The following is a 23,839-nucleotide window of genomic DNA, read 5'->3' as shown; positions in this document are numbered from 1 at the left end:
GTGGCCCGGCCCTCACCGAAACGGGTACATCCACCCTTTGTAGTCGTTGACCAGCACATGCGCCCTTTCGATCTGCTCTGGCGACATTTTCTTGACCACTTCCTCAAGGCTGATCGCTGCATCGGGGTCGCCGCCGATAGCGCTGAGCGTGTACCACATATAGGCGCGCACCAGATCGGGCGCGGGCATACCCAGACCCAATTCATAGTACCAGCCAACGCCCGACTGAGCCCCCGGATGCCCCTTCATCGAGGCGCGCAGATACCATTCAAAGGCCCGCTCGTAGTCCTGCTCGACTCCGAGGCCCAGACCGTACATCACGCCGATCAACTCCTCAGCCTCGGCGTTGCCCGAGCGCGCGGCTGGAAGAAGCTCCTGTCGCGCGGCTTCAAACTGTCCGGCCTCCATCATATCTCGCGCTTGCTCCAGCTCCGCCAGAGCCGGAGGCGCAAATATGCAAAGGGCGAAAACAAGCTGACGCATGGGTTGGTTGCTCTCTTCTGGGTTGGGGCCGCTGCGGCACAGGACTTGCCGCGCCCGCTCACCGATGATGACTTTATCCCATTTGATATGGAACAGGCTGCCGTTGGTCATCAACTGTTTTACGACTCGATCCTGTCGGGCAACCAGAACATCAGCTGTGCCCATTGCCACCACCCGGATTTTGGCACCTCAGATGGGTTGTCACTAGGCATAGGAGAAGGCGGGCAGGGGTTGGGACCGGACCGCACACCCGGTACCGGGGCAGACAGAATACGCAAACGCATCCCTCGCAACTCTCCGGGCTTGTGGAACCTTGGGGCCAAGGAAATTCACACGGTCTTTCACGACGGTAGGCTGAGTATTTCAGACGTCTACGGCAACGGCTTCAATTCCCCAGCGCAGGAGTGGCTGCCCGAGGGCCTGAATTCCCTACTGGCGGCGCAGGCTCTGTTTCCCCTGACCTCACAATTCGAGATGGCAGGCAATGTGGCCGAGAATGAAGTCACAGGCGCGGTGCATGATCGGATCGACAAAGGCTGGCCTATTCTGGCGAAACGCGTCCGCACCGATCCACGCTATGGCCCGGCCATCGTCGCCGCCTTTGATGAGGTCGAGACAACCGAAGATATCACGATCACGCAAATCGCCAATGCTCTGGCCGCTTTCATGGCGATCGAGTGGCAGAGCACCGACAGCCCGTTTGACCACTACCTCGAGGGTGACTCGAATGCCCTTTCACCAGCCCAATTGGATGGGATGGAGCTTTTCTACGGCAAAGCCCAATGCTCCAGCTGCCACGCCGGACCTCTCATGTCAGATCAGAAGTTCCATGCTTTAGGTTTGCCGCCCTTTGGACCGGGCCGCACCCGGCAGTGGGATCCCTTCGTTCGGGATGTAGGCCGTATGGGTGAAAGCAACCGCCTAGAGGATGCATATAGGTTCCGCACCCCTATGTTGCGCAATGTTGCCCTGACCGCGCCCTACGGTCACAATGGCGCTTTCCCCGATCTGGAAAGCGTCATTCGCCATCACTTGAACCCACAGGCAAGCCTGGACAACTGGAGGCCTGAAATGGCTGCTTTGCCCGAGGTGCCATGGTTGCAAAAAACCGATTTCATAGTGTGGGAGGACGATTATGAAATGGAGCGTCAACGCATTAAAAGCGACATTGTTCCGATCCAACTCACGGAGTTGGAAATTCAAAACCTGATTGCTTTTCTGCATTCGTTGACAGGTATCAGCGTAGATTCATTGAAGTTCGGAGTGCCGAAAGGATTTATTCCTTAGCCACCCCTCGCATCGGCAAGGTGCCGTCAGAGAAATCGTCTCCTGCAGTCCTTTTTGGTTGTCCCTTTCGAGGAGATCTTGGGCCGAAATGATCTGCAGGGAAAAAGACTCTGACGAGCGGCGCGAAACAAAACAATCCAGGCACTTAAAAGGGTATCAAACCAGCTTAGCCTCACAAGACCTGCATAGAATCCGACGCACCGTTCTTGTGGGAGACATAACTCCGGTATCGGGGCAATTGTCCCACTGCGATCCTTGAATAGGGTTCCAAAATTTTGTCGCAAATTCTTGTCGACCCGCACTTTCTATGAAGGGGGCAAGCAGTCCCAGTAGTTACAACGAACTTATGCACCAAGACGGAACTTGGTTGGTGTCATTCCGGTTTGACCACGGAAAAAGCGCGTGAAATGGGACTTGTCTGAGTAGCCAAGGAGTAGACCGATCTCAGCAATTGTCATCTTGTCATCTCTGAGGTGCTCTTTGGCGACATCGACACGCAGCCGTTTTATTTCGCGGGGGAGTGTTGTGCCTTGTTGTTGAAGTGCTTTCAGAAACCGTTCCGGCTGTATTCCCAGTAGTCCGGCCACAACCTCTGGTCCCAGATCGGTTTCATCCAGTTTGTCGCGTAAGACGGATCGCAAAGCGGCCACCACCGTTACTTCTTCGTTTTGTCGAGCTGAGGCTATGTGTTTGACAGAACCCTCGGAGGCATGGTGCAGAAACAACCATTCCACAGGAAAACTGATTTGCATTCCGGGATCAGGTCCCAAGCCAACTTCGATCCCTTTGTAGTTGACCGGTAGACCCGTAATATACCGGCTTTCCCACCGCACACGCGAAGAATCCCAGGATTCTCCGACGACAGTCTCCAGAAGCCGTACATAGATCGCGGCTCCAAAACCGGTCACTTGAATGGGTGGGACAGCGGGTTCCTGTTGCCTCTCGATACGATAGGTTGCTTTGTCCGCTTCGATGACAAGGCTGTGCCGCACGGAATTGGACTCCTGCGGGACAAGCCCAATAAAGCGGGTAAAGAACTCGAACAGCGAGTTTGTCGATTGTAGGGCTTGAGCGAACGGAGGCCATTCCCGCAGGTCAAAAGTCTCGCCTACATTCAGGCCAAGGTATCGGTCCCCAGACACGTCTGAGAAGGCATTTAGCAGACCGTAAACCAGCTCTGAGTGGACATAGACAGAAGGGTCAGACAACAGTTCGGACTTCAAGCCGACCTGATCCAAGGCCGGTTGCGGATCGAGCTCGCGGTCAGTGAGATACTGCAGAAACGGAGCTGCCAAAGCGAGGCGAATGAACCCTTCGCTATGCTCTTGAGAGGTGGAGTTGAACGGCAATTTCGTCTCCCTTTCAGGATCAAATGCTGTGATCAGTGGCCATTTTTGTAGTCACATTCGTACATCCTAATTCAAAAGGGGCAACCGAGCCAATGAATTCCAGACTATAGTTGGCAAAACATGAATATGAAGGGAGTACTTATGTCCGGCTTACGAATGTCTCTTTGCTCGACGGCAATTGTCGCGGCAGTTCTTTCTTTTTCGGCGACCGCGCAGGCTCAGGATCAAGAAGAACCCCAAACGCTGTTTACCAACGTGCATGTCTTCGACGGTGTGAATGAGCAACGCATTGAAAATGCCAGTGTTCTGGTCGAGGGCAATCTGATCAAGTCCGTCTCAACCGATGCCATTGATGCGCCGAGCGCGACGGTTATCGACGGCGGTGGGCGCACTCTGACACCGGGCTTTATAGAGAATCACGCGCACCTGATGCTCATGGGGCCATCGATTGCCGAGATGGAAACCAACTCGACCTGGGAGGATTTCGCCATCCACGGGACCCGGATGGCCGAAATGTACCTGATGCAGGGCTTCACGACCGTTCGCGATGCCGGGGGCGCTGGCGGCGGGCTGCGGCGCGCAATTGACGCCGGCCAGATCGTCGGCCCCCGCTTTTATCCTTCCGGGGCATTTCTCGGAACACGTGGTGGTCACGCCGATTTCGCATCCTTCACATCTCCGCCGGGTGGGGTGACCAACTTTGGGACTCTGAATATGGCCCAACAGGTCAACGGTGTTGACGAAATTTACATGTATGGCCGCAACAACCTGCGCATGGGTGCCACGCAATTGAAGTTCATGCAATCAGGTGGGGTGATTTCGGCATTCGATCCATGGCAGTTGCTCGCCGGTTCGAAAGAAGAGATCGAGGCCGCTGTTCAGGTTGCCAACGAGTACGGCACCTATGTCATGGCACATTCCTACCGCAAAGAAGCGATCATCAATGCCCTGAATGCAGGGGTCAGAACCATTGAACACGGATTTCACTTTGACTGCGAGATTTCTGCTTTGATGAAAGAAAAAGGAGCGTACATCACGACGAACATCACAGCATTTGATCCAGGCCTACTTGATGTTCCTTCCGTGAAAAACAACCCCAACAGTTTGAGGAAGGCCAAATCGGCCTCGGCGACCTTCGAAGCCTACATTCCAAGTATGAAGGAATGCCCGGCGCCGCGCGGTTTCCAAACCGATTGCGTCGGCTCGGTCGAAGCGTGCAACATCCAGATCGCCTACGAGAAACATCTGAATAACCATTTCTTCGGCCCCTATGCGTCGATGGTAACCCTAACTTCGGTAGGTGGCGAGATCGCGGCACTTAGCGGTGATTTCATGAACCCCTATCCGGAAGGCAAACTGGGTGTGATCGAAGAAGGAGCTTATGCGGATATCCTGCTAATCGACGGTAATCCACTTGAAGACTTCTCGGTTGTTGGCACAGGTGATCAGTGGTTCGGTGCCGATCCGAGGCCAGAAAGTCCAGATACGATCCGACTGATCATGAAGGACGGCGTCATCTATAAAAACACACTGGATTGACCTGTCTAAACAGTCGGAGAGTATTTATGCACCATTGGTTTCGCTGGGTAGTATTCGCAGGGTTATTTTGGTGTGGGCATTCTGCGCTGGCGGCGCCTGAAACCGCATTAGATTGGGCCGACCTGCCAGACCCATCTGCGCAGGTCTTCGAAGACCCCTATCGCGAGCTCAGCCCTGAACAATTCGACGATGTTCTTTACGTCGTTCGATTGCGCGGCAGGCTGCAGCAGGATGGTGGCAGCGAAGAAGAGCGGCAAAAGTGGCAAGTACTTTTGACCGAGACTGAGGATGCCTTGGCTGCTGATGGAATTGATATCGACTGGCTGCTCGATCAGCGCGAAGTTGTGATGGAACGTCGGAGAAAGGCGGGGACAAACGGAAATCCGCAATTCGATGGTCAAACAATCACACTGGCTGGTTTCGCCATTCCTGCTCCGAATGATCCGGACGGTCGGGCTGTGGCGTATTTGGTTCCGGAACGCGGGATGTGCAGTCACATGCCTCCCCCTCCGCCCAACCAGATGATCCGTGTGCGGTTGAACGGGGACTGGGCGCCCAGCTATTTTCATGAACCCGTTCGGCTGACGGGCATGCTGACCATCGATCCGTCTGTTCAGAATATGATGGTTGTGGATGGCCAGATGCCAATGAACGCGACTTTCCAGTTGGAAACAGAACGTGTCGAAACGCTCGAAACCAAGGCGGACAGGCTGGAATGGAAGCAACGCGCCGCTGATCGCATCCGCGCGGCGGGCAATCGCAAGACCGGTGGGGCAAGGGCGTCTGAATGATAAGACTTCTGGCCGCTACACTGAGTATTGCTGTCGCTGGCGCTGCCTCGGCGCAAGGACTGTCCGGGCCTTCGTCGGTCGAAGCTGATCTTATCCCCGGAGATGGGCTGACCGACCCACAATACCGTTCCGATTTTCCACGTAACATCGCACCGGGTTGGTTTGGGTGGAAAGACCGGCTGGCTGAGGGTGGGTTTCGGTTCAATATTGATTACTTGGCGCTGGGCCAAACCACGAATGCTGATCTGGGAACCGGCGAAGCGGCCAGCGGAATTGCACGTTTCTACGGGAGTTGGCAGGCGACTGAACGGGGGTCTCTCACATTCAAGATCGAAGACCGGCATAGCTATTCCGATGTCGCCCCGCAGTTCCTTGGGCTGGATGGCGGAGCGCTTTCGATCACCGGGACAGCCTTCAACGATAGCGGTCTGCTGTTGACCAATCTGTTCTGGACCCAAAGGGCCGAAAACGGTTCGTGGACGCTGCAATTCGGTCAGATTGATGTAACGGACTTTGTAGATATCTATGGGTTGGTAAGCCCCTATAGTGGTTTCCAAAACCTGTCCTTCAACACCAACCCGACACTCAACGCACCCAACCCTGGTCTTGGTATTGCCGGTGGGATCAAGCTGAGCGGAAATTTCTACGCTGTAGCGAGCGTTGCAGACGCAAATGCCGATCCGTCTGATCCAAACTTTGATGTGTTCAGCGATGGCAATCTCTTCAAATCACTCGAACTTGGGTACACATCCGGCTTTGATCGCATTTATTTCGACAATCTCCATCTGACCCTCTGGCATGCGGATGCGGCCGAAGATGGCAGCCGGGCGGAAGACTACGGCGCTGCGTTTTCTGCCGCATGGTTTGTTGACAATAAGTGGATGCCGTTCTTTCGGGCAGGGGCCTCAAAAGGGACCGCAGCGCTGTATGACCGATCGGTTTCTGCCGGTGTGGGCTACTATGGTCGCAATACCGATCTGGCCGGTCTGGGCCTGAACTGGGCCGAGGCCCGAGGCATAGATGGCGACCAGTTTACGCTCGAAGCCTTCTACCGGTTTTCAATCTCACCCGGGCTGCAGATCACGCCGTCCCTGCAGTACATTTCAAACCCGCTACTGAACCCAGGTCAGGATAGCATTACGCTGTTCGGCCTGCGAACCCGGATCGTTTTCTGATGTGGGGCGAAAGCAGACGTCAAAAGCGTCGAAACATGCAATTCTGCTGATCAAAGGGAGGATCTATCCATGCGTACCCTGTTTCTGGCTGGCACGTTGTCCGTGTTTTCCACTTTCTGCGTCGCGCAAACTTACGACGTGGTGATCCTCAACGGTCGGGTAATGGATCCGGAAACCGGGTTCGATCAGATCGCCAACGTTGGAATAAGCAATGGCTGGATCACTGCGATTACCGACGAAGATATTGACGGCAGCGAAGCCATCGACGCGACAGGGTATGTTGTGGCCCCCGGGTTTATCGACCTTGAACAACACGGGCTGGATCCTTGGGGTATCAAGGTCAACCTTCGCGATGGTGTTACTACTCAAATGGATTTTGAGGTCGGAGCCGCGAATATCGACGAATGGTACGCTGCGCGCCAAGGCGTGACGCAGGCGAACTACGGCACAGTCGTTGGACAAGAATTCGCACGGATGCGGGTGCATGACGGCCTTGTGCTGGAAGGTGGGGATATAGACTTCCGGAACTTTTTCGCACTTCGGGCACAATCCGTGGAAGACGGTGTCGAGGGGTGGTCGTCGGTTCCAAGCAACCGCGAGCAGATGAACGAAATCACCGCCCAACTGGATGAGGGGCTTCGTCTCGGAGCACTCGGCGTGGGATCGACCATCGGCTACGCCCGCGAAGGCATCACAACCTATGAGATGTTCGAGGCACAGCGGGCCGCAGCGCGCTATGGCCGTCTAACTTCGGTGCACCACCGGTTTCATCCCAGTGCTTCGACGCCCACCGAAACACAGACCGGCGTTAACGAAATCCTGGTCAATGCGATGGTGCTAGACGCGCCGCTGCACATTCACCACGACAATGATTATGGGTGGTGGGAAAATCAGGAAAAGCTCCAGATGGCCCGCGACCAAGGCTACAACGTCTGGTCCAGCTACTATCCTTGGACCGCCGGATCGGGAAACTACGGCGCTTCGATCATCGCCCCCGAAAACTGGGAAGGGTCGATGGGGTACAAATACGAAGACACTATCTTTGACCCCCAGCTTGATCGCTTCGTAACCAAAGACGAATTCTTGAGCTTCGCCGAGAATGAACCGGGACGGACGGCCATTGTTTTCAGCCCGCCAAGAGAGCAATGGTTGAATGATTGGATCACCATCGTGGGCTATGGCATCTCGGGCGACGGTATGGCCGGGTTGGATATCGAGGGCAACTTGATGAGTTGGGATGCCCCCTACGAAGACTATGCCGGGCACCCTCGGTCCGCAGGCAGTCACGCGCTTGTCTTGAGACTGGCTCGCGAAGCGAATGTACCGCTGATGCTCACACTCACTCAGTTGAGTTACATACATGCGAAGCGGCTAGGTGACACAGGGTTGCGCGCAATGCAGGTGCGTGGGCGTATGCAAGAAGGCATGGTCGCGGATAAAACGATTTTTGATCCGGAGACTGTGACCGAAAAGGCGAACTATACTCTTGGTCAGCAAGGTCTGCCGTCAGAAGGCATTCCGTATGTGCTGGTTAATGGAACGATTGTTGTCCGGAACAGCGAAGTGCAGCGGGATGTTTATGCAGGGCAGCCGATCCGGTTTCCAATCGAGGAAAGCGGGCGTTTTGTTCCGGCTGGTCGCGAGCAGATCATGGGTATCCTCACACCGGATACTGGCACGGCACGTCCGACACTGCTTGACGATATCACAGACAATGAAGCCAATATTGTACCCGCCGCGCCATCAACCAACCAATTTGCATCGGTAAAGCCAACCGACCCGTTTGATTGGTTTACGCCTCGCAACGGTCTAGATGACGGTGCCCTTTTCTTTTGCGTCGTGCATGCTCGCTTCGAGGACCCTGCGCAGGCAAAACGCGACTATGCGAAGGCCATGATGTCAAAAATGGGAGGGCCTAGGCCTAATCAGTCGGAACAACGCAGAGCAAACTAATACGTAGAGTCTTGGAGCAGTGAAAAATGAAAGCCTACTTTAGGCTGAGATCGATCATCATCAACCAGTCAGGTTACGGCAGCTTTTCCTGCAAGGCAGCCGTTCGTAAGACCGGATCGAATGACCACTCTGAGCCTAATGTGTCAAATGCCGCGCCGAAGCCAAAAAAAACCGCTTTGCTTGACTCCAGGGACGAAACTCCTTCGCGCGCAACTCAGTCTCTCGCGGCCAGTTCGCCGCATCAGAACGCTCTAGTAACGATTTGGGTCGAGATCGAACGCCCTTCCGCAAAGTCGTCTGCCAATTGCTGATAGTTCGTTTACGAATTTTGCCGTCGCCCAAAGCTCCTGTATCGTGGACATCTTTTCCGTATAACAGAAGCGGAGGCCCAGCCGACATCGTTTCATGCGCAGTACAACAATAGGTGCTAGTCGCGTAAGAACTTGATACTTTGTGGGGAAAGGATGGTGGGTGATGAGAGACTCGAACTCCCGACATCTTCGGTGTAAACGAAGCGCTCTACCAACTGAGCTAATCACCCGTGACGGTGCATGTAGCCAAGCCTGAGGGCGGGTGCAAGAGGGTTTGCGCGAATTTCTTACCTTTCTTCGGGTGGCGCGTCAGCTATGGCTGTCTGTACCGCCAAAGGCATCACTGCACACCCGATTGAAGGCAAAGTCGGAAAGGCGCTTGCGCGGGGCCTGTTGCCTCCGATATCCCCAGAAGGGACCGAAACCCCTCAGGCCGGAGAGGACATGGCCCGACACTCCCCTTGCCGTTTTCTTGTGGCAGCGCTGGCGCTTGGCGCGTTTTTGCTGGCTCCGCTTCGGGCCGGGGCAGATGGGATTTTGGTGTTTGCGGCGGCCAGTCTGAAGACTGCTTTGGACGAGGTTTCGACCGCGTATCAGCGCGAAACCGGCAACGATGTCACGATTTCATATGCCGCGTCCTCGGTTCTTGCGCGTCAGTTGCAGCAAGGCGCTCCGGCTGACCTGTTCATTTCCGCGAATGAGGATTGGATGGATGTGTTGCAGCAGGATGGCGTGATCAAACCCGAAACCCGAGTCGCCCTCTTGGGCAATGGGATGGTTCTGATCGGAGCCGCACCCCAGACGCATATTGGCGAGGTCTCGGCGACCTATGATCTGTCCGAACAGCTTGAAGGCGGGTTTCTTGCCATGGCATTGTTCGATGCCGTCCCCGCAGGAATCTACGGAAAGGCTGCGTTGCAGGGTCTTGGCCTGTGGGACGCGGTGCAGCGTCAGGTCGCGCAAACCGACAATGTGCGAGCGGCACTGGCTTTGGTCGCGACCGGGGCGGCACCGATGGGCATTGTCTACCGGACGGACGCTCAGGCTGACGCGCGGGTTAGTATTGTTGGCAGCTTCCCAGAGGACAGTCACCCGCCTATCATTTACCCGGTCGCCGAGACGTCCTTTGCCAAGCCAGAGGCGCAGGATTTTCTGACCTTTCTCCAGAGCGAACTCGCGTCAGATGTGTTCAAGGGGCAGGGGTTCTCTCTGCCTGAACGGTGAGCCTTATGGATTGGTTGGGCCCTGCCGAGATTGAGGCGTTGAAATTGTCCCTGCGTGTGTCGTTCTGGGCAACGCTGGCGACTTTGCCCTTTGGGATATTCGTAGCTTATGCTTTGGCGCGCTGGCGCTTTCCGGGGCGGCAGGTGCTGAATGGTCTGGTGCATTTGCCCCTGATCCTACCACCTGTGGTCACCGGCTACCTTCTGCTGCTGACTTTCGGCATTCAGGGTCCTATCGGGCGCATATTGGCCGAGTTCGGGATCGTTGTTGCCTTTCGATGGACCGGTGCTGCAATGGCGGCTGGGATTATGGCGTTCCCTTTGATGGTGCGAGCCATCCGTCTGTCAATCGAGGCCGTTGACCCTCGGCTTGAACAGGCTGGGGCTACGCTGGGAGCCTCGCGCCCTTGGGTGTTTGCGACGGTGACATTGCCGATGATCCTGCCGGGGGTCATCGCGGGTGCCATTCTGGCCTTTGCCAAGGCGATGGGCGAATTCGGGGCTACAATCACCTTTGTCTCGAACATTCCGGGCCAGACTCAAACACTGCCATCAGCCGTCTACGCCTTCCTGCAGGTGCCGGGGGGCGAGGCAGCGGCGACCCGGTTGGTCGTCATCTCGATCATCATCGCGATGGGGGCGTTATTGTTGTCAGAATACGTCGGGCGCCGTGCGGCGGCGCGGGTGGCCGGGTCATGAGCCTGTCTGTTCGTCTGCGCCACAGCCTTGCGGGGCTGGATCTGGACCTCAGCTTTGAGGCTCCGCCTGGAGTGACGGTTCTATTCGGGCGTTCGGGGTCGGGCAAGACTACGGTGGTGAATGCCGTGGCGGGTCTGTTGCGACCCGAGGCCGGGCGCGTCGCCGTGGACGATTGGGTCCTTTTCGACACGGACACCAAGCTTTGGCTGCCGCCGCACAAACGCAGGCTCGGCTATATCTTTCAGGAAGGACGTCTGTTCCCTCACCTGACCGTGCGACAGAACCTGTCTTTCGGGCGCTGGTTTGCACCGCGGTCTGCAAATCGTGAAGACCCAGACAAAGTGATTGAGATGCTAGGCATCGGTCATCTGCTCGACCGCCGTCCGGCTGGTTTGTCCGGGGGGGAGAAGCAGCGGGTCGCGATCGGACGCGCCTTGCTAGCCAGCCCACGCCTAATTCTGGCCGACGAACCTCTGGCTGCGTTGGACGAAGGCCGCAAGGCCGAAATCCTGCCTTACTTTGAGCGTCTTCGGGATGAGGTCTCAGTTCCAATTCTCTATGTCACGCATTCCGCGGCCGAGGTCGCACGTTTGGCGACCTCGGTTGTTGCACTGCAGGATGGCAAGGTGGCGCGCCATGGCCCAGCCTCTGAAGTGCTGGCCGATCCGTCCGTGACACCTGCAGGTGTGCGCGCGGTTGGCGCGGTGCTGCAGGTGCGTGTGCGGGCGCATCACGAGGACGGTTTGACCGAGTTGGACGCGGGTGGAGAGTCTCTGTTTTTGCCGCGTATCCCGCATCAGATCGGCGCAGAGCTTCGCATTCGTATCCCCGCGCAAGAGGTGATCTTGTCCAACCAACCCCCTGCGGGGCTGTCGGCCTTGAACGTTCTGGCGGGCACGGTCGAGACGATCCGCGCCGGGGACGGGCCGGGTGCGATTATCTCGATGGATACTTCGGCAGGTATCGTTCTGGCGCGGATCACCCGCCGTTCCGTCGCGGGGCTTGGTTTGCAACCGGGCGTGCGATGCTATGCGGTGATCAAGACGGTTGCATTGGCGCCGCAGGATGTGGGCGGGCGGATCGGCCCGACAGGTTAGAGTCAGGCCAAGGCACGGGCCTCATGCTCGCGCAGGATCATACGAGCAGCGCGTCCGAAGCCGGTGGATTTATCCGGGGTGCGATCGGGAAAGATCGAGGCCAGCTCCTGCAGCCCGTCCGAGGACAGGGAATGCAACGCTTCGTCGCCCAGAAACAGGCTCTCTGCCAATGCGCCTTCGGCGGTCAGAATCTCATGCTGATCCAGCAGGATATGCAGGTATTCGACCGGCTGGTCTGAGGTGTCGACGAAGATACCCGGCCATGAACACAGGTGTTTTGCGGCGACCAGAACCTCGGCGGCGCCAAACAGCAGCTCGACTTTCGGTCCTTGAATCAGGACGCGATGTTGCTGCGACACCAGAAGATCGCGCGAGGGTATGTCGGGCCCAAGGCTGCCGCGCAGGATACGCACGGGCCGCAGATCAGGGTCACGACGCAATCGCTCGGGTGGGATCGGGCTGGCTTCAATCCACCGAATAGGCTGCAGCCCGTGATCTTTGGTCTGGACCAGATCGCCGACTGTCAGGGCCTCGACGAGGTCTGGTCCGGTTCCGGTTTCGATCAACGTTCCGGCGGTGAAGCAGACGCCCTGAATGGAAATGGTGATGGTCGCCTGACCAACGAAAATCCCATCGGACCCCTGAATGACGAACGTGTCGGTCGCAATCTGGTTAAAGTCGAGGCTGTCAAAGAACGTGGGATCGACCGTATAGGTCCATTCGCCGGTATCCGCGTCTATCGTAGCTGTCCCATTGGCCGGAGGGGTCGCGATTGCCCAATTGTCGACATCAAACGTTCCCGGGGTAGTGCCAAGAATGACCTGCCCGGTGGCAACGTTTGGCGGTGAGCCAGTGACATCTCCTGTCAAATCACCCGTGACCGGAACCGAGACCATGCTAGCCCTCGCCTTGTTCCAGCAGGCGTTTGAAATCCTTCTTACGATAGAGCTTCATATGGACCTCGCCCGCGGCATCACGGCCCCATTCTACGATCCGGTTCTGGCCCATGTCACCAACCAGACGGTTCGTTCGGACGCGGGGGTGTGGTATTTCTGCCTTGAGAATGTCGACAATTTCATTCGTCTGCCCGAACGGCGCAACCAGATCGACGATCCAGAACGAGGACCCGCTAGTGAAATCCGCATCCTTCAGGGGCTTTTCCTGAATGGCATATCTATTTTCAGCCTCACGGCTGAGGCCGGCAAAGGTTACGAACCCTCGGGGAAAGCCGTTCTGGCGGAAGATGTGATACTGCCCCAGCCGCAACGGCGTTTCAAAGGCATAGAGAACCTGCGCCAAACTGCGTCTCTGATGCGTTGGGGTCAGGCCCGCCAAGTAGAACATTGCCCCGAAATCGGCGTATTTCTCAGGCGAGAGATCAAACCAGTCCTTTGGAAATGTTTGGCTCACAGGGACACCAGACTTGCAATAAATATCATGATGATATGCGTCGACTCGTCAGTTGCATATAGGTATTTTGATGTGTTTGCGGTCTGTTGCCGACCCCCTCTCGACCCAACCTCCAATTGTGTTACTCTCATGGGACAGAGTTTATTTCAGGATGTTAAGATGATGCGTGTTGCCAAGCTCATTGCGGTCTCAGCCTTTGTTTTCGCACCCCAACTTGCACAGGCTGTCGGCTTCGGTGTTCGTGTGGGGCCACAAAACCGGACCCAGATAACGCCGTTGGAGGGTGGCATCTATGAGGTCAAGGCCATCGGATCATCGGCGCCAGTGAACTACTGGTGCGGGATCGGCGATTTCGCGATACGTACGCTGGGCGTACCCGGCCCAACGCGAATTTATATCTACCGAGCCTATGAGCCGGGCGTGCGCACTGTGCAATTTTCGCTGACGCCGCCTCCGGGCGCAGATACCGATCCAGGCTATTCGATCACGGTCAGAAAGGTCGGAGAGAATATGTCGGCGACCTCTGCGCAAGCCTATTGCTTTGACAACTTCATGGATTTTGGGTTCTAAGCCTCAGACCCATTTCGCCATGGGCGGCAAGCTCATCAGCACCGCATCCGGATCGTGGCCTGTCTCAAGCCCGAACTTGGTGCCGCGGTCATACACAAGATTATACTCGGCATAGAGGCCCCGATGCACCAGCTGAGTGTCTTTGTCCGCGTCTGAAAAGCTCTGGACCCGGCGTTTTTCGACCAACGGCAGGAACGCGGGCAGAAAGGCTTTTCCGATGTCCTGCGTCAGGGCGAAATCCGCCTGCCAGTCATCGGTGCAGTAGTCATCCATGAAGATACCACCAACACCGCGCGCGCGTTTGCGGTGGGGGATGTAGAAATACTCATCCGCCCAGTCCTTAAGGCGCGGATAGTGGCTTGGTCCGTGCGGGTCCAGATGCGCCTTCTGGGTCGCGTGGAAGTGGGCGGTATCGTCGTCATATTCGATGCAAGGGTTCAGGTCTGACCCGCCGCCGAACCACCAGGCATGTGGTGTCCAGAACATGCGCGTGTTCATGTGAACGGCGGGGGCATGTGGGTTTTGCATGTGGGCGACCAGAGAAATGCCGGAGGCCCAGAACCGAGGGTCCTCGGTCATGCCGGGGATGCCCTTTCGTGCCGCCATGGCCTGTTGTGCGCGTTCGCCCAACGTGCCGTAGACGGTCGAGACATTGACGCCGACCTTTTCGAACACGCGCCCGCTCCGCATCACAGACATCAGCCCGCCGCCCGCGTCCGAGCCGTCCTCGGACTGGCGTTTGGTTTCTTTTACTTCGAAACGACCGGGAGTTGCGTCAGCAAACGGACCGGTGTCGTGGCTGTCCTCCAGCGCTTCAAAAGCAGCAACGATATCGTCGCGCAATTGGCGGAACCAGGCTGAGGCGGTGGTCTTTTCGGTATCAAACATGGTCAATGCGCCGGGGCTGCAACGGGGTCTAGCAAGGTGCGGCCGCCGTCAATTGTTAGGATCTGGCCAGTGATAAACCCTGCTGCGTCCGAGGCCAGAAACTGCGCTGTTTCCGTCAGCTCGGTCGGGGCCGCGATCCGGGCCAGAGGGGTGTGTTTCTCGATGTCGTCGCGGAAATCGCGGTTTTCTTTCAGCGTCGATTGCAGCGATGCGCTCATCACCGACCCCAGCGCTATCGAGTTCACGCGGATACGATTGGGGGCCAGTGCAACCGCCAGCGAGCGGGTCATTTGATCCAAAGCTGCGGTCGAGACGGAATAGGCCATCAGGTCCGGATGGGTGCGCCGCGCTGCGATCGAGGACAGGTTGATGATGGAGCCCGCCGGGTTTTCCTCATCCTCGCCGGATTGTTTGATCATCCGCTTGGCTACCAATTGGCTGAGGCGCAAGGCGGGCATCAGGTTCTGGTTCAGCAAGGTCCGGACCGAGTCGTCATCGGGGTCCAGCGGGTCAGACGGGATCACCTGACGCGCGCCGTTGATCAGAATGTCGACCTGATCGAACGCATCCAGCGTGGCCGAAAGCAGGTTGGCGATGGTCAGCTTTTCGCGCAAATCACCGGCGAAATAGCGGATGTTGCTATCGTCGGCCTGCTCACCCAATTCCTCGGCCAGCCGTTTTTCATCCATATCTGCAAAGACGACATTGGCCCCGGCATCTGCAAAATGCCGCCCGATGGCCAACCCAATCCCGTTGGCCCCGCCGGTTACAATCGCTGTCTTGCCAGCTATGGAAAAGGACATCCGAATCCTCCTGATTTGGGGCAGGTTAGCCGGGCTTAGGCCCGGGGGCGAGAGGCTTGAAACACCTTGAACCGATTGTCGCCGGCTACTTCCTGAACTTGGGCGAAGGATTCGGCCAGTGTTGCCTCATAGGGCAGGTGGCGGTTGGCAACCATCCACAGGGTGCCGTTGCGGGTCAGGTTCTTCGCGGCGGACTTGATGAAGCCTTGCCCCAGCGCCGGGTCGGCACTGCGCGAGGTATGAAAGGGCGGGTTCATGATGACGGTGTCGATCGGCTCGGGTGCGGTCCAGGTCACCGCATCCGCCCAGTGAAACTGAGCACGCGCATCGGGGACGTTTGCTTGCGCGCATGTCAGCGCGGCGTGATCCGCCTCAACCAGATGAAGGGCTTTGAGGCGGTCACTCTGCAGCAGACCCGCCGACAGATACCCCCAACCTGCGCCCAAATCAGCCACGCGGGGGCCAATCTTGTCCGGCAAGGACTGTGCCAGAAGGGCCGAGGCCGGGTCGATCCCATCGGCAGAAAACACACCCGGAGCGGTCACGTAACCATCCACGCTTTGCTTCTCGGGTGCTGCCCAATCGGTAAAGGCTTCGGCGTCGGCCTGAAACCAGAAGATCTTGCCATGGGCCTTGGAAATAGGGCCTTCGATGGCAACACGCTTGCGGATGTCTTTTAGAATGCTGTCGACACCGTTGGTTTTGGCGCCATCAACCACGATTGTCCCGCTCGCATGGCTGCACGCTTGTTGGATCAGCGATCGGGCCAGCGCCTTGGCACGCGGCAAGAACACCAGCGCATCGCTGCAAGCGGCGACAAGCTTCGGTTTGGTGGCAAAGCCCTGACCAGCGAAATGATCGTGGTAAGGTTTGAACGGCTGAATCACCTGAGCCTCGCGCGGCAAGGCTGACAGATCCTCTTCGGGGGACGGGCCGATCACCACCAGCGGTTGCGACAGGGTCAAACCGCTGTTCAGGGCAAGATCAAGACGAGGGGACATGTTTAATTCCGGGCGGCCCGGCCTGCGTTATTCTTCGCGTTCCATCGTGCATTGCAGCGGATGCTGATGCCGACGTGCGAAATCCATCACCTGGCCCACTTTGGTCTCGGCAATCTCGTGGCTGAACACACCAACTACCGCGACGCCCTTTTTATGCACGGTCAGCATGATCTCGAACGCCTGCGCGTGGGTCATGCCGAAAAAGCGCTCCAACACGTGAACGACAAACTCCATCGGGGTGTAGTCATCGTTCAGTAAAAGCACTTTATACAGTGGAGGGCGCTTGGTTTTGGGTCGCGTCTGCAGCAGGACGGACGAGTCGCCGTCGTCATCTGATTTGTCAGACATCATCCAGGGGTTTTCCAGCATCGCGCGCAACTGTCCGATTCAGGCATTGGGTTTATCTGAGGGCTTATATAACGTTGACGCCGTCAGAATAAAGAGGCAGCGGACCCTTTCGGAATGGACAGTAAACTGACCACAATCGCCTTCGATGCGGATGACACGCTGTGGCATAACGAGCGTTTTTTCCAACTGACACAGGCTCATTTCGCCCAATTGCTGGCAGACCACGCCGAACGCGACCACCTTATGGAACGTCTTTTGGCCGCCGAAAAGCGGAACATCCAGCACTATGGCTATGGAATCAAAGGCTTTGTCCTGTCGATGATCGAAACGGCGATTGATGTGACCGAAGACCGGGTTCCAGCCTCGGTCATCCGTCAGTTGATCGACGCGGGGCAAGAGATGCTGGCCCATCCCATCGAACTTCTACCCCATGCGCGCGAGGCGGTCGAGGGCGTGGCCGAGAACCATCGCGTTATTCTGATCACCAAGGGCGACCTGATTGATCAGGAGCGTAAGCTGGCGCAATCGGGGTTGGGGGATTTGTTCGACGGGGTCGAGATCGTCTCGGAAAAGACAGCCGAGACCTATCGGACGATTTTTGAGCAGCATGGCGAGGGGCCTTTGAGCGCGATGATGGTGGGCAACTCAATGCGGTCGGATGTGGTGGCGCCGATTGCCGCCGGGTGCTGGGGCGTTCATGTCCCGCATGGGCTGGTGTGGGAGGTCGAGCACGCCGAAACACCCTCTGACCATCCCCGATTCCGAGAGCTTTCGGATCTAGGCGGACTTTCGGATCTGGTGCGCGCCCTAGGCTGATGTTGCCGTTCGGCCGCAGTTCCGGAAAAAACCGCGCAACCTTTGCCTTGTTCCCGTCATCATCGCTCATCTGGTGGGTCGGTATAGGGGCTTCGCCTATATATAGAAGGTGTTCGTGCCCCTCATGATGCCGGGAAAACCCCAGCTTTTGGTTTATTTTGCCGGGGTCCTGTGTTAGCCTTAGCGATAATCAATAAATTTCATCCGACCGGGAAAACCCGGCGGAACGAGGCAGACAGAGGCAAAGATCGTGCAGAGTCGGTGGACAGTCCCGGCCCGGATGGGCGTATTCCTCACAGCGTTTATGTTGGTGCTTTCTTTCGCGCCGCCTAAAGCCTTGGCCGCGCCCTACGCGGCGATGGTGATCGACGCGCGAACGGGCGAGGTTTTGCACTCGCGCAACGCTGATACCCGCTTGCACCCGGCCTCACTGACAAAGATGATGACCCTTTATATCGCGTTCGAAGCGGTACGGAACGGAGAGATCACGCTGGATACGCAGGTTCGCATTACGCGGGCGGCAGCGGCTGAACCGCCGTCGAAGCTGGGCCTGCGTTCGGGACAGACGATTGCGTTCCGCTACCTGATCCGCGCGGCGGCGGTGAAATCGGCCAATGATGCCGCAACGGCTATCGGGATTGCGATCAGCGGGTCCGAGGCCGCCTTTGCCCGCCGCATGACGCGTACCGCCAAGGCGATGGGGATGAGCCGCACAACCTTTAAGAACGCGCATGGCCTGACGGAATCGGGGCATATGTCGACCGCGCGTGACATGACCACGCTGGGGCGGCATCTGCTCTATGACTACCCGCAGTATTACAACCTGTTCTCGCGCCAATCGACAAATGCCGGGATCAAGACGGTTCCCAACACGAACCGCCGCCTGTTGGCCGCGTATAAAGGCGCAGACGGGATCAAGACGGGCTATACCCGCGCGGCCGGGTTCAACCTTGTGGCCTCGGCCAAGCGCAAGGACGAGCGCATCATCGCAACGGTCTTTGGCGGCAAATCGGGTGCTTCTCGGAACGCCAAAGTGGCTGAGCTGCTGGATCTTGGTTTCCGCCGCGCCCCGTCGCGCGCCCCGATCCGCCGCCCTGCGCGCCCGGCTTATGCGGGCAATGCCGGTTTGGGCGGCACGCAGGTTGCCCGTTTGACCGGCGCACCCAAGACCAGCCTGCGCCCGGCGATGCGTCCATCCGCGTCGGTTCAGGTGGCCAGTGCTGTTGTTGACGCCGCCGATGAAAACCGCGACCGCATCAAGGACGGGATCGCTGCGGCCATTGCACAGGCGGATATCGCGCCGACGGCGCCTCCGGTCGAAAGCTCGGATACACGTCCGGCCTTGCGGCCCGACAATCTGGTGCTGGCCTCGACCCAACCGGCCGAGCAACCGGAGCCGGAACAAGAGGTCGTCACGCGGCTGTCCACCTCGGGCGGGCATCTGTGGGGCGTGAATGTTGGCCGCTACACCACGCGCTATGAGGCCGAGAAGGTGCTGCTGAAAACTGCCCTTTCCGAGATGACAGCGCTAGACGGCACGCTGCGCAAGGTCAATCAAAGCTCTAAAGGGTTCGAGGCCACGTTCCAGGGCATGACCCGTGAACAGGCCGATCTGGCATGCCGCCGCCTTCAGGCGCGCAATGTCACCTGTTTCATGATCGGGCCATCATAAGACCCGACATATACTCTCCTGATGGGTCTGGGCTGCGGTTTTTCGCAGCCCTTTTTTATGCGCTACGGTCAATCGAAGACATGGCCGTGTTCGTACTGCTCATCCTGCCCGGCGGCGGCTGTCAGCGCGGCGACGTTGTCTTTGGTGAAGAACCCGTCGTACTGGTGGCACCGTTCGATGTATTCGGTGATCAGCAGCGTATTCTTTGAGTGTTTCGAGAAGATCTGTTTCAGGTTGGGATCGTCTTTGCATTCCCCCACCACATGGGCGAGGAACGGAACACCCTTGTCTTTGAGCGTATTGACGACGAAATCCACGTTCTTTTCGCCCGCGCTGTGGTCGCCATCCTGAATCTCGACCGCCATGTGATGCAGGCGGCGGCCGAAGTTGCGCACGAAATCCTCGGTCGGCATTGGCAGTTTGGCAAATGAGTTCACGAAGGACGGCGTGTTGTTTGCCGTAAACACCTTGGCCGGGGATTTCTTGTCGTCATCCACATTGGCGTTGCGATTCACATTGGTAGACGAGTTCATGTCGAAGATGTTGTACGCCCCCCAGAAATAATAGGGCACCATCGTCAGAAACTCGAGGATCGCGTCCTCGCGCTCTCCGGCCAGAACCCGCGTGGCGAGGTGGTCGATCCCCAGCATCAGCGGCGCAATATTCGAATCCGTGCCAAAAGCTGTGGCCTCTTGCAACCGAGCTTTCTCAGTATCGCTCAGCAGTACACGGTCACCAAGGCCCAGACTGTCGGGGTCGTTGAAATCTAGGGTGGAATAGCCCGCGCGGTTGCAGGTGAAATCCGAGGGCGTGGTAAAGCGAAAGCCATCCAGTGTGTAGAACGGGTTTTCCGTATCACCTGCATATTCAAACCGGATGTTCTGCTCTTCCAGAGTTTTGCTAAGCTCTTTCAGATCGCAGGCGGCAAAGACCTCACCCACATACCGCGTTTGTGGGGTGGGGCGGGCCAGAGGGTACATCCGGTTGATGCGGGGTATGAAGTCCTCGAAACTGTCGCTCAACGGGGCCATCAGGATCAGTGCTGGATAGTCGGGATGCGAATGCAGGACTGCGAACTTGTGTGTCTGCCCCAGATAGCTAGCCGAGTGGCGGTAGGGCGTCATCACATAAAGCTCGACCATCGTATCGAACAGCGCCGTGGATTCGACCTGGATGACGATCGCGCGCATCGGCCCGACCTGATCCGCGACACCCGAGCTGGTCCTGCGCTCGTAGATCATTGGCAGGTATTCGTGAAAGAAGTCCGAGTTCTTTTTGTCACCTCGGGGTGTGTAAGACATCAGATCGAAAGACATGTACGCCTCCTTGCCGGGCATCTGGCGGCGAGCGCGGGGCCAGCCAATAGCGTTGCTAGAAATACGGTATTCAGAACATGCACTTGCGGGCATGCTATGCGCTCAACCGAATTCAGGCAACAGCCATAGGATATGGGCCCAGGATTACGGGCTGATGTCTATCGGGTGAACTTTGTCACCTCGACCCCGCCCTCGATCAGGTTTTCCCGGACCGACCGGGCGATCTGCACGGCAGTTGCGCCGTCCCCATGCAGGCAGATCGTGTCGATGGACGTCTCCAGCCGTTTGCCGGATTCGGTGATGATGGCCCCTTCGCGCACCATGTTCAGGATGCGTGGGCCTGCAAGCTCGGGGTCGTGGATCACCGCGCCGGGCAGGCTGCGATCCACCAAAGTGCCATCGTCATTGTATGCCCGGTCAGCGAAGATCTCGCCCACCCATTTGCAGCCAAGCTCTCGTACGGCGTCTTCCTGCTTGGTGACCGCCAGCACCATGATGATGATATCAGGATCGACATCCAGCGCACCTTGGTAACAGGCGCGCGCCATGTCGAGGTCGACCGAACACATATTGGCCAAAGCGCCGTGCAGTTTCAGATGCCGCACCTTTGTGCCAGTGGCTGCGGCCATACCCAAAGCCGCGCCCAGCTGATAGCGCACCAGATTGCGCAGGCTGCCATGGGGCACTTTCATATTGCGCCGCCCGAATCCCTGTAGGTCAGGAAAGCCGGGATGTGCCCCGATGCCCACATCATTCTCAGCGGCCAGTGTCATGGTCTTAGCCATCACGTCCCAGTCACCTGCATGAAACCCGCAGGCGATGTTGGCGGATGTAATGATCTTCAGCAGGCTTTCGTCATCGCCCATCTTCCAGGTGCCAAAGCTCTCGCCCATATCGGCGTTCAGATCCACGCGCGGCATCAGATAGTCTCCTTAGTCGGTGGCAGAGATCACTCCGCCGATCAATTGGTAGGACAACAGGTCCGGGATGTCATGAGGGTCGCGGACCAGAGGCTCAACACGGCTCGGAAGGCGCGCAAGATCCGCTCGAAACGCAGCATCAATCTCTACAGCCTGTTCCAGAGTCACGAATTCAAACCGAACCGTCCCGCCCGCCGGGGTCTGAGCAGCCTTGGACATGTCGCAGGGTAAGACGGTCGCTATTCGGGGGTAGCCTCCGGTCGTCTGGCATTCGGGCAGCAGAATGAAAGGGTTGCCGGTGCCAGTCATCTGAATGTCGCCGGGAGTGATCACCTCGGACACGATATTGAGCTGATCTTTGGCCGCAAAACCCGGCCCGTTGCTTTCCAGCTGCATCCCCATACGGTTGGCTCGCGCGCCACGCGTGAACTCTGTCTGTGCAAAGCGATCCAGCGTTTCATTATCGAACAACGCGGTTTGAAAGCTGGCGACGACGCGAAGGGTGCCGCCGTTGAACCGGCCCGAAGGGGACAGCTTCATTCTGCCATCGCCCGCAGTATTCCCGGCGGGCAACAAATCACCCACCGCAACGGCGCGACCGATCTTTGCCGTCAGATGCGTCGCGCGCGAGCCGAGGAACAGCTCGGTCTCAATGCCGCCCTCCAAATGCAGATAGCCGTAGTTGCCCTGAATGGTCGCACCGATCGTCAGCGTTTGCCCTTGCTCAAGAACATGGGACGCGTTCCAGACGATCGGTGATCCGTCGACACTTGCCTGCATCGCCGCACCAGTCAGAGCGATCCTTGTGCGTTGCGTCGCCTCGAACGTGCCGCCCATGCCTGCCATCTCCAGCGCGGACAGATCGGGGCTTTGGCCAAGCAACGCCGCGCCCTCATGCAGCGCCAGCAAATCCGCCGCCCCGGAACGTGACAAGCCCTGATCCAAATAACCGATGCGCCCCTGATCCTGAACCGTACAAGCCGGTCCAATTCGGTGAACCAACAGAGTCATCAGGCGATCTCCTGGCAGGTTGCGCCACCAAGGCCGTCATCATTGTTGGCGCGGATTGTCTCAAGTTCTTCACGCGAGACAGAGGTGAACTGTAGCTCATCACCGGGCCGCAGGGTAAACGCTTGATCCTTGTCGGGCTGAAAGCACCGGAACGCCGTTTGGCCAACATGCCTCCATCCGGTCGGAGTCGGGCCGGAGAACAGCACAAATTGCGAGATCGCGAGGACGAGTGCTCCCTCGGGCACCATGGGCGTCAGCTCCTGCAGGCGCGGTATATTGAACTCGGGTCCCAACGGCCCGAGATAGGGTTGCCCCGGTGCAAAACCGATGGTCAGCACCCGCACTTGTGTCTGACTGAGCCGCCGGACAGCCTCGGCCGGGGCCAGCCCGGCAACACGCGCGGCATCCTCCAGCTGTGGGGCAAGATCCGTGCCATATACGGTCGGCACCCGCCATACTCTTCGTCCGCTTGGTAGAGGGGCACTATACCAGTCCTGCTGGTTCAGGATCTGCTTCAGGTGACTTGTGATCTCGAGATGTGAAACCACCTGAGGGTCAAAGCGCAGATATGCAGATCCCAGAGAGGCTGATGTCTCTATAATCCCGCGCGCCGCTAAGCTGTCCACCTGCGCCCGAAACGCCAAGGCCGCGCGGTTTGCGGCCTCATCCATCTTGTCTGCAAATGTCACCAAAGCCCCGTCGAGCCCGACGGTGCGTACCAGTGGGTAGGAAAGACCTTCAGTCATGGGTGGGCCGAGATTGGATCGTGTCTTGTCATTCGGGAACCAGACCGCATCCGAATGAAATGCGCAAGTAGAGGAAAGAGTGATCCACACCGACGCGCAAAGCGGAGTTTTTGAAGCCTGTCACCGGATTCGACTCGCGGGCGCGAGTCGGGCTTTATTGTATCCGTGGGTTAACTTGGCCCAAAATGTTGTGGTTTGCCATTGTGGGGTTCTGGTCGGGCTATGGTGTTCCTTGGATGACGTGCCTGTATCCTGCTGTCTTGGCGCTTGAAAGCATTAGTTAAATGATTGATTTTAAACTTATAAATTAGAAGTCGCAAAAAAATGCGCCGATATGTAATTTTCCACTTGCGGCTTTGTGGGGTAAACCTTAGAACCCCCTTCACCGGCGCTGCTGAGGCGCTGGGGCGCTGCTGAGGCGGCGGGGACGC

Annotated in this window: 23 protein-coding genes and 1 tRNA gene; 11 read left to right on the top strand and 13 right to left on the bottom strand. The window is 57.7% G+C overall.

Features of this window, described 5'->3' with window-relative positions:
* Nucleotides 1–12: 12 nt before the first annotated feature.
* Nucleotides 13–483: a tetratricopeptide repeat protein gene (locus ACR0KL_RS18795; RefSeq protein WP_170678926.1), complete on the bottom strand. Its 471-nt coding sequence runs from the start codon at nt 481–483 to the stop codon at nt 13–15.
* 3 nt (nt 484–486) lie between these two features.
* On the opposite strand from ACR0KL_RS18795, the gene ACR0KL_RS18790 reads away from it, so the two are divergent.
* Nucleotides 487–1,770: a cytochrome-c peroxidase gene (locus tag ACR0KL_RS18790; protein WP_480555493.1), complete on the top strand. Its 1,284-nt coding sequence runs from the start codon at nt 487–489 to the stop codon at nt 1,768–1,770.
* 344 nt (nt 1,771–2,114) lie between these two features.
* Here the strand turns inward: ACR0KL_RS18790 and ACR0KL_RS18785 are convergent, their stop codons facing one another.
* Nucleotides 2,115–3,119, bottom strand: coding sequence for an AraC family transcriptional regulator (locus ACR0KL_RS18785; protein ID WP_170678928.1), 1,005 nt, complete (start codon nt 3,117–3,119; stop codon nt 2,115–2,117).
* A gap of 141 nt (nt 3,120–3,260) precedes the next feature.
* Between ACR0KL_RS18785 and ACR0KL_RS18780 the strand changes: the two genes are divergently transcribed.
* From ACR0KL_RS18780 to ACR0KL_RS18765, 4 genes are all read left to right on the top strand, one after another.
* Nucleotides 3,261–4,658, top strand: a complete 1,398-nt coding sequence (locus ACR0KL_RS18780) for an amidohydrolase family protein (RefSeq protein ID WP_170678930.1) — start codon at nt 3,261–3,263, stop codon at nt 4,656–4,658.
* A 26-nt stretch (nt 4,659–4,684) separates the two neighbouring features.
* Nucleotides 4,685–5,449, top strand: a complete 765-nt coding sequence (locus ACR0KL_RS18775; RefSeq protein ID WP_170678932.1) for a DUF3299 domain-containing protein — start codon at nt 4,685–4,687, stop codon at nt 5,447–5,449.
* A complete protein-coding gene (locus ACR0KL_RS18770) occupies nt 5,446–6,624 on the top strand; it encodes a carbohydrate porin (protein WP_170678934.1) in 1,179 nt (392 codons plus the stop codon). Before ACR0KL_RS18775 ends, ACR0KL_RS18770 begins: the two co-directional genes overlap by 4 nt.
* A 69-nt stretch (nt 6,625–6,693) precedes the next feature.
* A complete protein-coding gene (locus ACR0KL_RS18765; protein WP_480777383.1) occupies nt 6,694–8,577 on the top strand; it encodes an amidohydrolase family protein in 1,884 nt (627 codons plus the stop codon).
* A gap of 465 nt (nt 8,578–9,042) precedes the next feature.
* Here ACR0KL_RS18765 and ACR0KL_RS18760 read toward each other — a convergent pair.
* Nucleotides 9,043–9,118, bottom strand: a tRNA-Val gene (locus ACR0KL_RS18760).
* 214 nt (nt 9,119–9,332) lie between these two features.
* Between ACR0KL_RS18760 and modA the strand changes: the two genes are divergently transcribed.
* From modA to modC, 3 genes are read left to right on the top strand one after another with little or no spacing between them, the layout of a single operon-like run.
* Entirely contained in the window at nt 9,333–10,112 is a 780-nt protein-coding gene (modA, locus tag ACR0KL_RS18755; RefSeq protein WP_170678982.1) for a molybdate ABC transporter substrate-binding protein, read from the top strand.
* Between the two features lie 5 nt (nt 10,113–10,117).
* On the top strand, nt 10,118–10,810 hold the full coding sequence (gene modB, locus ACR0KL_RS18750; protein ID WP_170484723.1) for a molybdate ABC transporter permease subunit: 693 nt from the start codon (nt 10,118–10,120) through the stop codon (nt 10,808–10,810).
* Entirely contained in the window at nt 10,807–11,907 is a 1,101-nt protein-coding gene (gene modC / locus ACR0KL_RS18745) for a molybdenum ABC transporter ATP-binding protein (RefSeq protein ID WP_170678938.1), read from the top strand. The genes modB and modC overlap by 4 nt, the downstream gene beginning before the upstream one ends.
* Before the next feature lie 2 nt (nt 11,908–11,909).
* Here the strand turns inward: modC and ACR0KL_RS18740 are convergent, their stop codons facing one another.
* Nucleotides 11,910–12,803, bottom strand: a complete 894-nt coding sequence (locus ACR0KL_RS18740; RefSeq protein ID WP_170678940.1) for a Hint domain-containing protein — start codon at nt 12,801–12,803, stop codon at nt 11,910–11,912.
* Between the two features lies 1 nt (nt 12,804).
* Nucleotides 12,805–13,317, bottom strand: coding sequence for a toxin-activating lysine-acyltransferase (locus ACR0KL_RS18735; RefSeq protein ID WP_170678942.1), 513 nt, complete (start codon nt 13,315–13,317; stop codon nt 12,805–12,807).
* A 159-nt stretch (nt 13,318–13,476) separates the two neighbouring features.
* Here ACR0KL_RS18735 and ACR0KL_RS18730 point away from each other — a divergent pair, with 159 nt between their 5' ends.
* Nucleotides 13,477–13,887 (top strand): hypothetical protein, encoded by a 411-nt coding sequence (locus ACR0KL_RS18730; protein ID WP_419740374.1) that lies wholly within the window; start codon nt 13,477–13,479, stop codon nt 13,885–13,887.
* 3 nt (nt 13,888–13,890) lie between these two features.
* On the opposite strand, the gene hemF is transcribed toward ACR0KL_RS18730, so the two are convergent.
* From hemF to clpS, 4 genes are read right to left on the bottom strand one after another with little or no spacing between them, the layout of a single operon-like run.
* A complete protein-coding gene (hemF, locus tag ACR0KL_RS18725; RefSeq protein ID WP_170678944.1) occupies nt 13,891–14,775 on the bottom strand; it encodes an oxygen-dependent coproporphyrinogen oxidase in 885 nt (294 codons plus the stop codon).
* Between the two features lie 2 nt (nt 14,776–14,777).
* On the bottom strand, nt 14,778–15,578 hold the full coding sequence (locus ACR0KL_RS18720; RefSeq protein ID WP_170678946.1) for an SDR family oxidoreductase: 801 nt from the start codon (nt 15,576–15,578) through the stop codon (nt 14,778–14,780).
* A 35-nt stretch (nt 15,579–15,613) separates the two neighbouring features.
* A complete protein-coding gene (locus tag ACR0KL_RS18715; RefSeq protein ID WP_480777382.1) occupies nt 15,614–16,579 on the bottom strand; it encodes a class I SAM-dependent methyltransferase in 966 nt (321 codons plus the stop codon).
* Nucleotides 16,580–16,606: 27 nt separating this feature from the next.
* Entirely contained in the window at nt 16,607–16,948 is a 342-nt protein-coding gene (gene clpS, locus ACR0KL_RS18710; protein ID WP_170378718.1) for an ATP-dependent Clp protease adapter ClpS, read from the bottom strand.
* Between the two features lie 93 nt (nt 16,949–17,041).
* Between clpS and ACR0KL_RS18705 the strand changes: the two genes are divergently transcribed.
* Nucleotides 17,042–17,743, top strand: a complete 702-nt coding sequence (locus tag ACR0KL_RS18705) for an HAD family hydrolase (protein WP_170678950.1) — start codon at nt 17,042–17,044, stop codon at nt 17,741–17,743.
* Between the two features lie 280 nt (nt 17,744–18,023).
* The gene (locus ACR0KL_RS18700) at nt 18,024–19,415 is read left to right on the top strand and encodes a D-alanyl-D-alanine carboxypeptidase family protein (RefSeq protein ID WP_170678952.1); all 1,392 of its coding nucleotides are present in this window, start codon (nt 18,024–18,026) and stop codon (nt 19,413–19,415) included.
* 68 nt (nt 19,416–19,483) lie between these two features.
* Here the strand turns inward: ACR0KL_RS18700 and ACR0KL_RS18695 are convergent, their stop codons facing one another.
* The 4 genes from ACR0KL_RS18695 to ACR0KL_RS18680 form a co-directional block, all read right to left on the bottom strand.
* Complete coding sequence (locus tag ACR0KL_RS18695; protein WP_170678953.1) at nt 19,484–20,731, bottom strand: hypothetical protein; 1,248 nt, start codon at nt 20,729–20,731, stop codon at nt 19,484–19,486.
* Between the two features lie 158 nt (nt 20,732–20,889).
* Complete coding sequence (locus ACR0KL_RS18690) at nt 20,890–21,651, bottom strand: LamB/YcsF family protein (protein WP_480777381.1); 762 nt, start codon at nt 21,649–21,651, stop codon at nt 20,890–20,892.
* A 12-nt stretch (nt 21,652–21,663) separates the two neighbouring features.
* A complete protein-coding gene (locus ACR0KL_RS18685) occupies nt 21,664–22,662 on the bottom strand; it encodes a 5-oxoprolinase subunit C family protein (RefSeq protein WP_170678957.1) in 999 nt (332 codons plus the stop codon).
* Nucleotides 22,662–23,408, bottom strand: a complete 747-nt coding sequence (locus ACR0KL_RS18680; protein ID WP_170678959.1) for a 5-oxoprolinase subunit B family protein — start codon at nt 23,406–23,408, stop codon at nt 22,662–22,664. Before ACR0KL_RS18680 ends, ACR0KL_RS18685 begins: the two co-directional genes overlap by 1 nt.
* Between the last annotated feature and the right edge of the window lie 431 nt (nt 23,409–23,839).

This window comes from Ruegeria sp. C8, assembly GCF_056537565.1.
The sequence above is the reverse complement of the archived record's forward strand: the minus strand, read 5'-3'. Positions and strand labels throughout refer to the sequence as shown.

Bases quoted from the DNA above. Each gene is read 5' to 3' on its own strand.
- ACR0KL_RS18775 (WP_170678932.1), top strand. From the start codon at position 4,685: ATGCACCATTGGTTTCGCTGGGTAGTATTCGCAGGGTTATTTTGGTGT.
- ACR0KL_RS18795 (WP_170678926.1), bottom strand. From the start codon at position 483: ATGCGTCAGCTTGTTTTCGCCCTTTGCATATTTGCGCCTCCGGCTCTG.
- ACR0KL_RS18780 (WP_170678930.1), top strand. From the start codon at position 3,261: ATGTCCGGCTTACGAATGTCTCTTTGCTCGACGGCAATTGTCGCGGCA.
- modC (WP_170678938.1), top strand. From the start codon at position 10,807: ATGAGCCTGTCTGTTCGTCTGCGCCACAGCCTTGCGGGGCTGGATCTG.
- ACR0KL_RS18695 (WP_170678953.1), bottom strand. From the start codon at position 20,731: ATGTCTTTCGATCTGATGTCTTACACACCCCGAGGTGACAAAAAGAAC.
- ACR0KL_RS18685 (WP_170678957.1), bottom strand. From the start codon at position 22,662: ATGACTCTGTTGGTTCACCGAATTGGACCGGCTTGTACGGTTCAGGAT.
- ACR0KL_RS18720 (WP_170678946.1), bottom strand. From the start codon at position 15,578: ATGTCCTTTTCCATAGCTGGCAAGACAGCGATTGTAACCGGCGGGGCC.
- ACR0KL_RS18730 (WP_419740374.1), top strand. From the start codon at position 13,477: ATGATGCGTGTTGCCAAGCTCATTGCGGTCTCAGCCTTTGTTTTCGCA.
- ACR0KL_RS18705 (WP_170678950.1), top strand. From the start codon at position 17,042: ATGGACAGTAAACTGACCACAATCGCCTTCGATGCGGATGACACGCTG.
- hemF (WP_170678944.1), bottom strand. From the start codon at position 14,775: ATGTTTGATACCGAAAAGACCACCGCCTCAGCCTGGTTCCGCCAATTG.
- ACR0KL_RS18770 (WP_170678934.1), top strand. From the start codon at position 5,446: ATGATAAGACTTCTGGCCGCTACACTGAGTATTGCTGTCGCTGGCGCT.
- ACR0KL_RS18765 (WP_480777383.1), top strand. From the start codon at position 6,694: ATGCGTACCCTGTTTCTGGCTGGCACGTTGTCCGTGTTTTCCACTTTC.
- ACR0KL_RS18715 (WP_480777382.1), bottom strand. From the start codon at position 16,579: ATGTCCCCTCGTCTTGATCTTGCCCTGAACAGCGGTTTGACCCTGTCG.
- modB (WP_170484723.1), top strand. From the start codon at position 10,118: ATGGATTGGTTGGGCCCTGCCGAGATTGAGGCGTTGAAATTGTCCCTG.
- ACR0KL_RS18740 (WP_170678940.1), bottom strand. From the start codon at position 12,803: ATGGTCTCGGTTCCGGTCACGGGTGATTTGACAGGAGATGTCACTGGC.
- clpS (WP_170378718.1), bottom strand. From the start codon at position 16,948: ATGCTGGAAAACCCCTGGATGATGTCTGACAAATCAGATGACGACGGC.
- ACR0KL_RS18690 (WP_480777381.1), bottom strand. From the start codon at position 21,651: ATGCCGCGCGTGGATCTGAACGCCGATATGGGCGAGAGCTTTGGCACC.
- modA (WP_170678982.1), top strand. From the start codon at position 9,333: ATGGCCCGACACTCCCCTTGCCGTTTTCTTGTGGCAGCGCTGGCGCTT.
- ACR0KL_RS18700 (WP_170678952.1), top strand. From the start codon at position 18,024: ATGGGCGTATTCCTCACAGCGTTTATGTTGGTGCTTTCTTTCGCGCCG.
- ACR0KL_RS18680 (WP_170678959.1), bottom strand. From the start codon at position 23,408: ATGACTGAAGGTCTTTCCTACCCACTGGTACGCACCGTCGGGCTCGAC.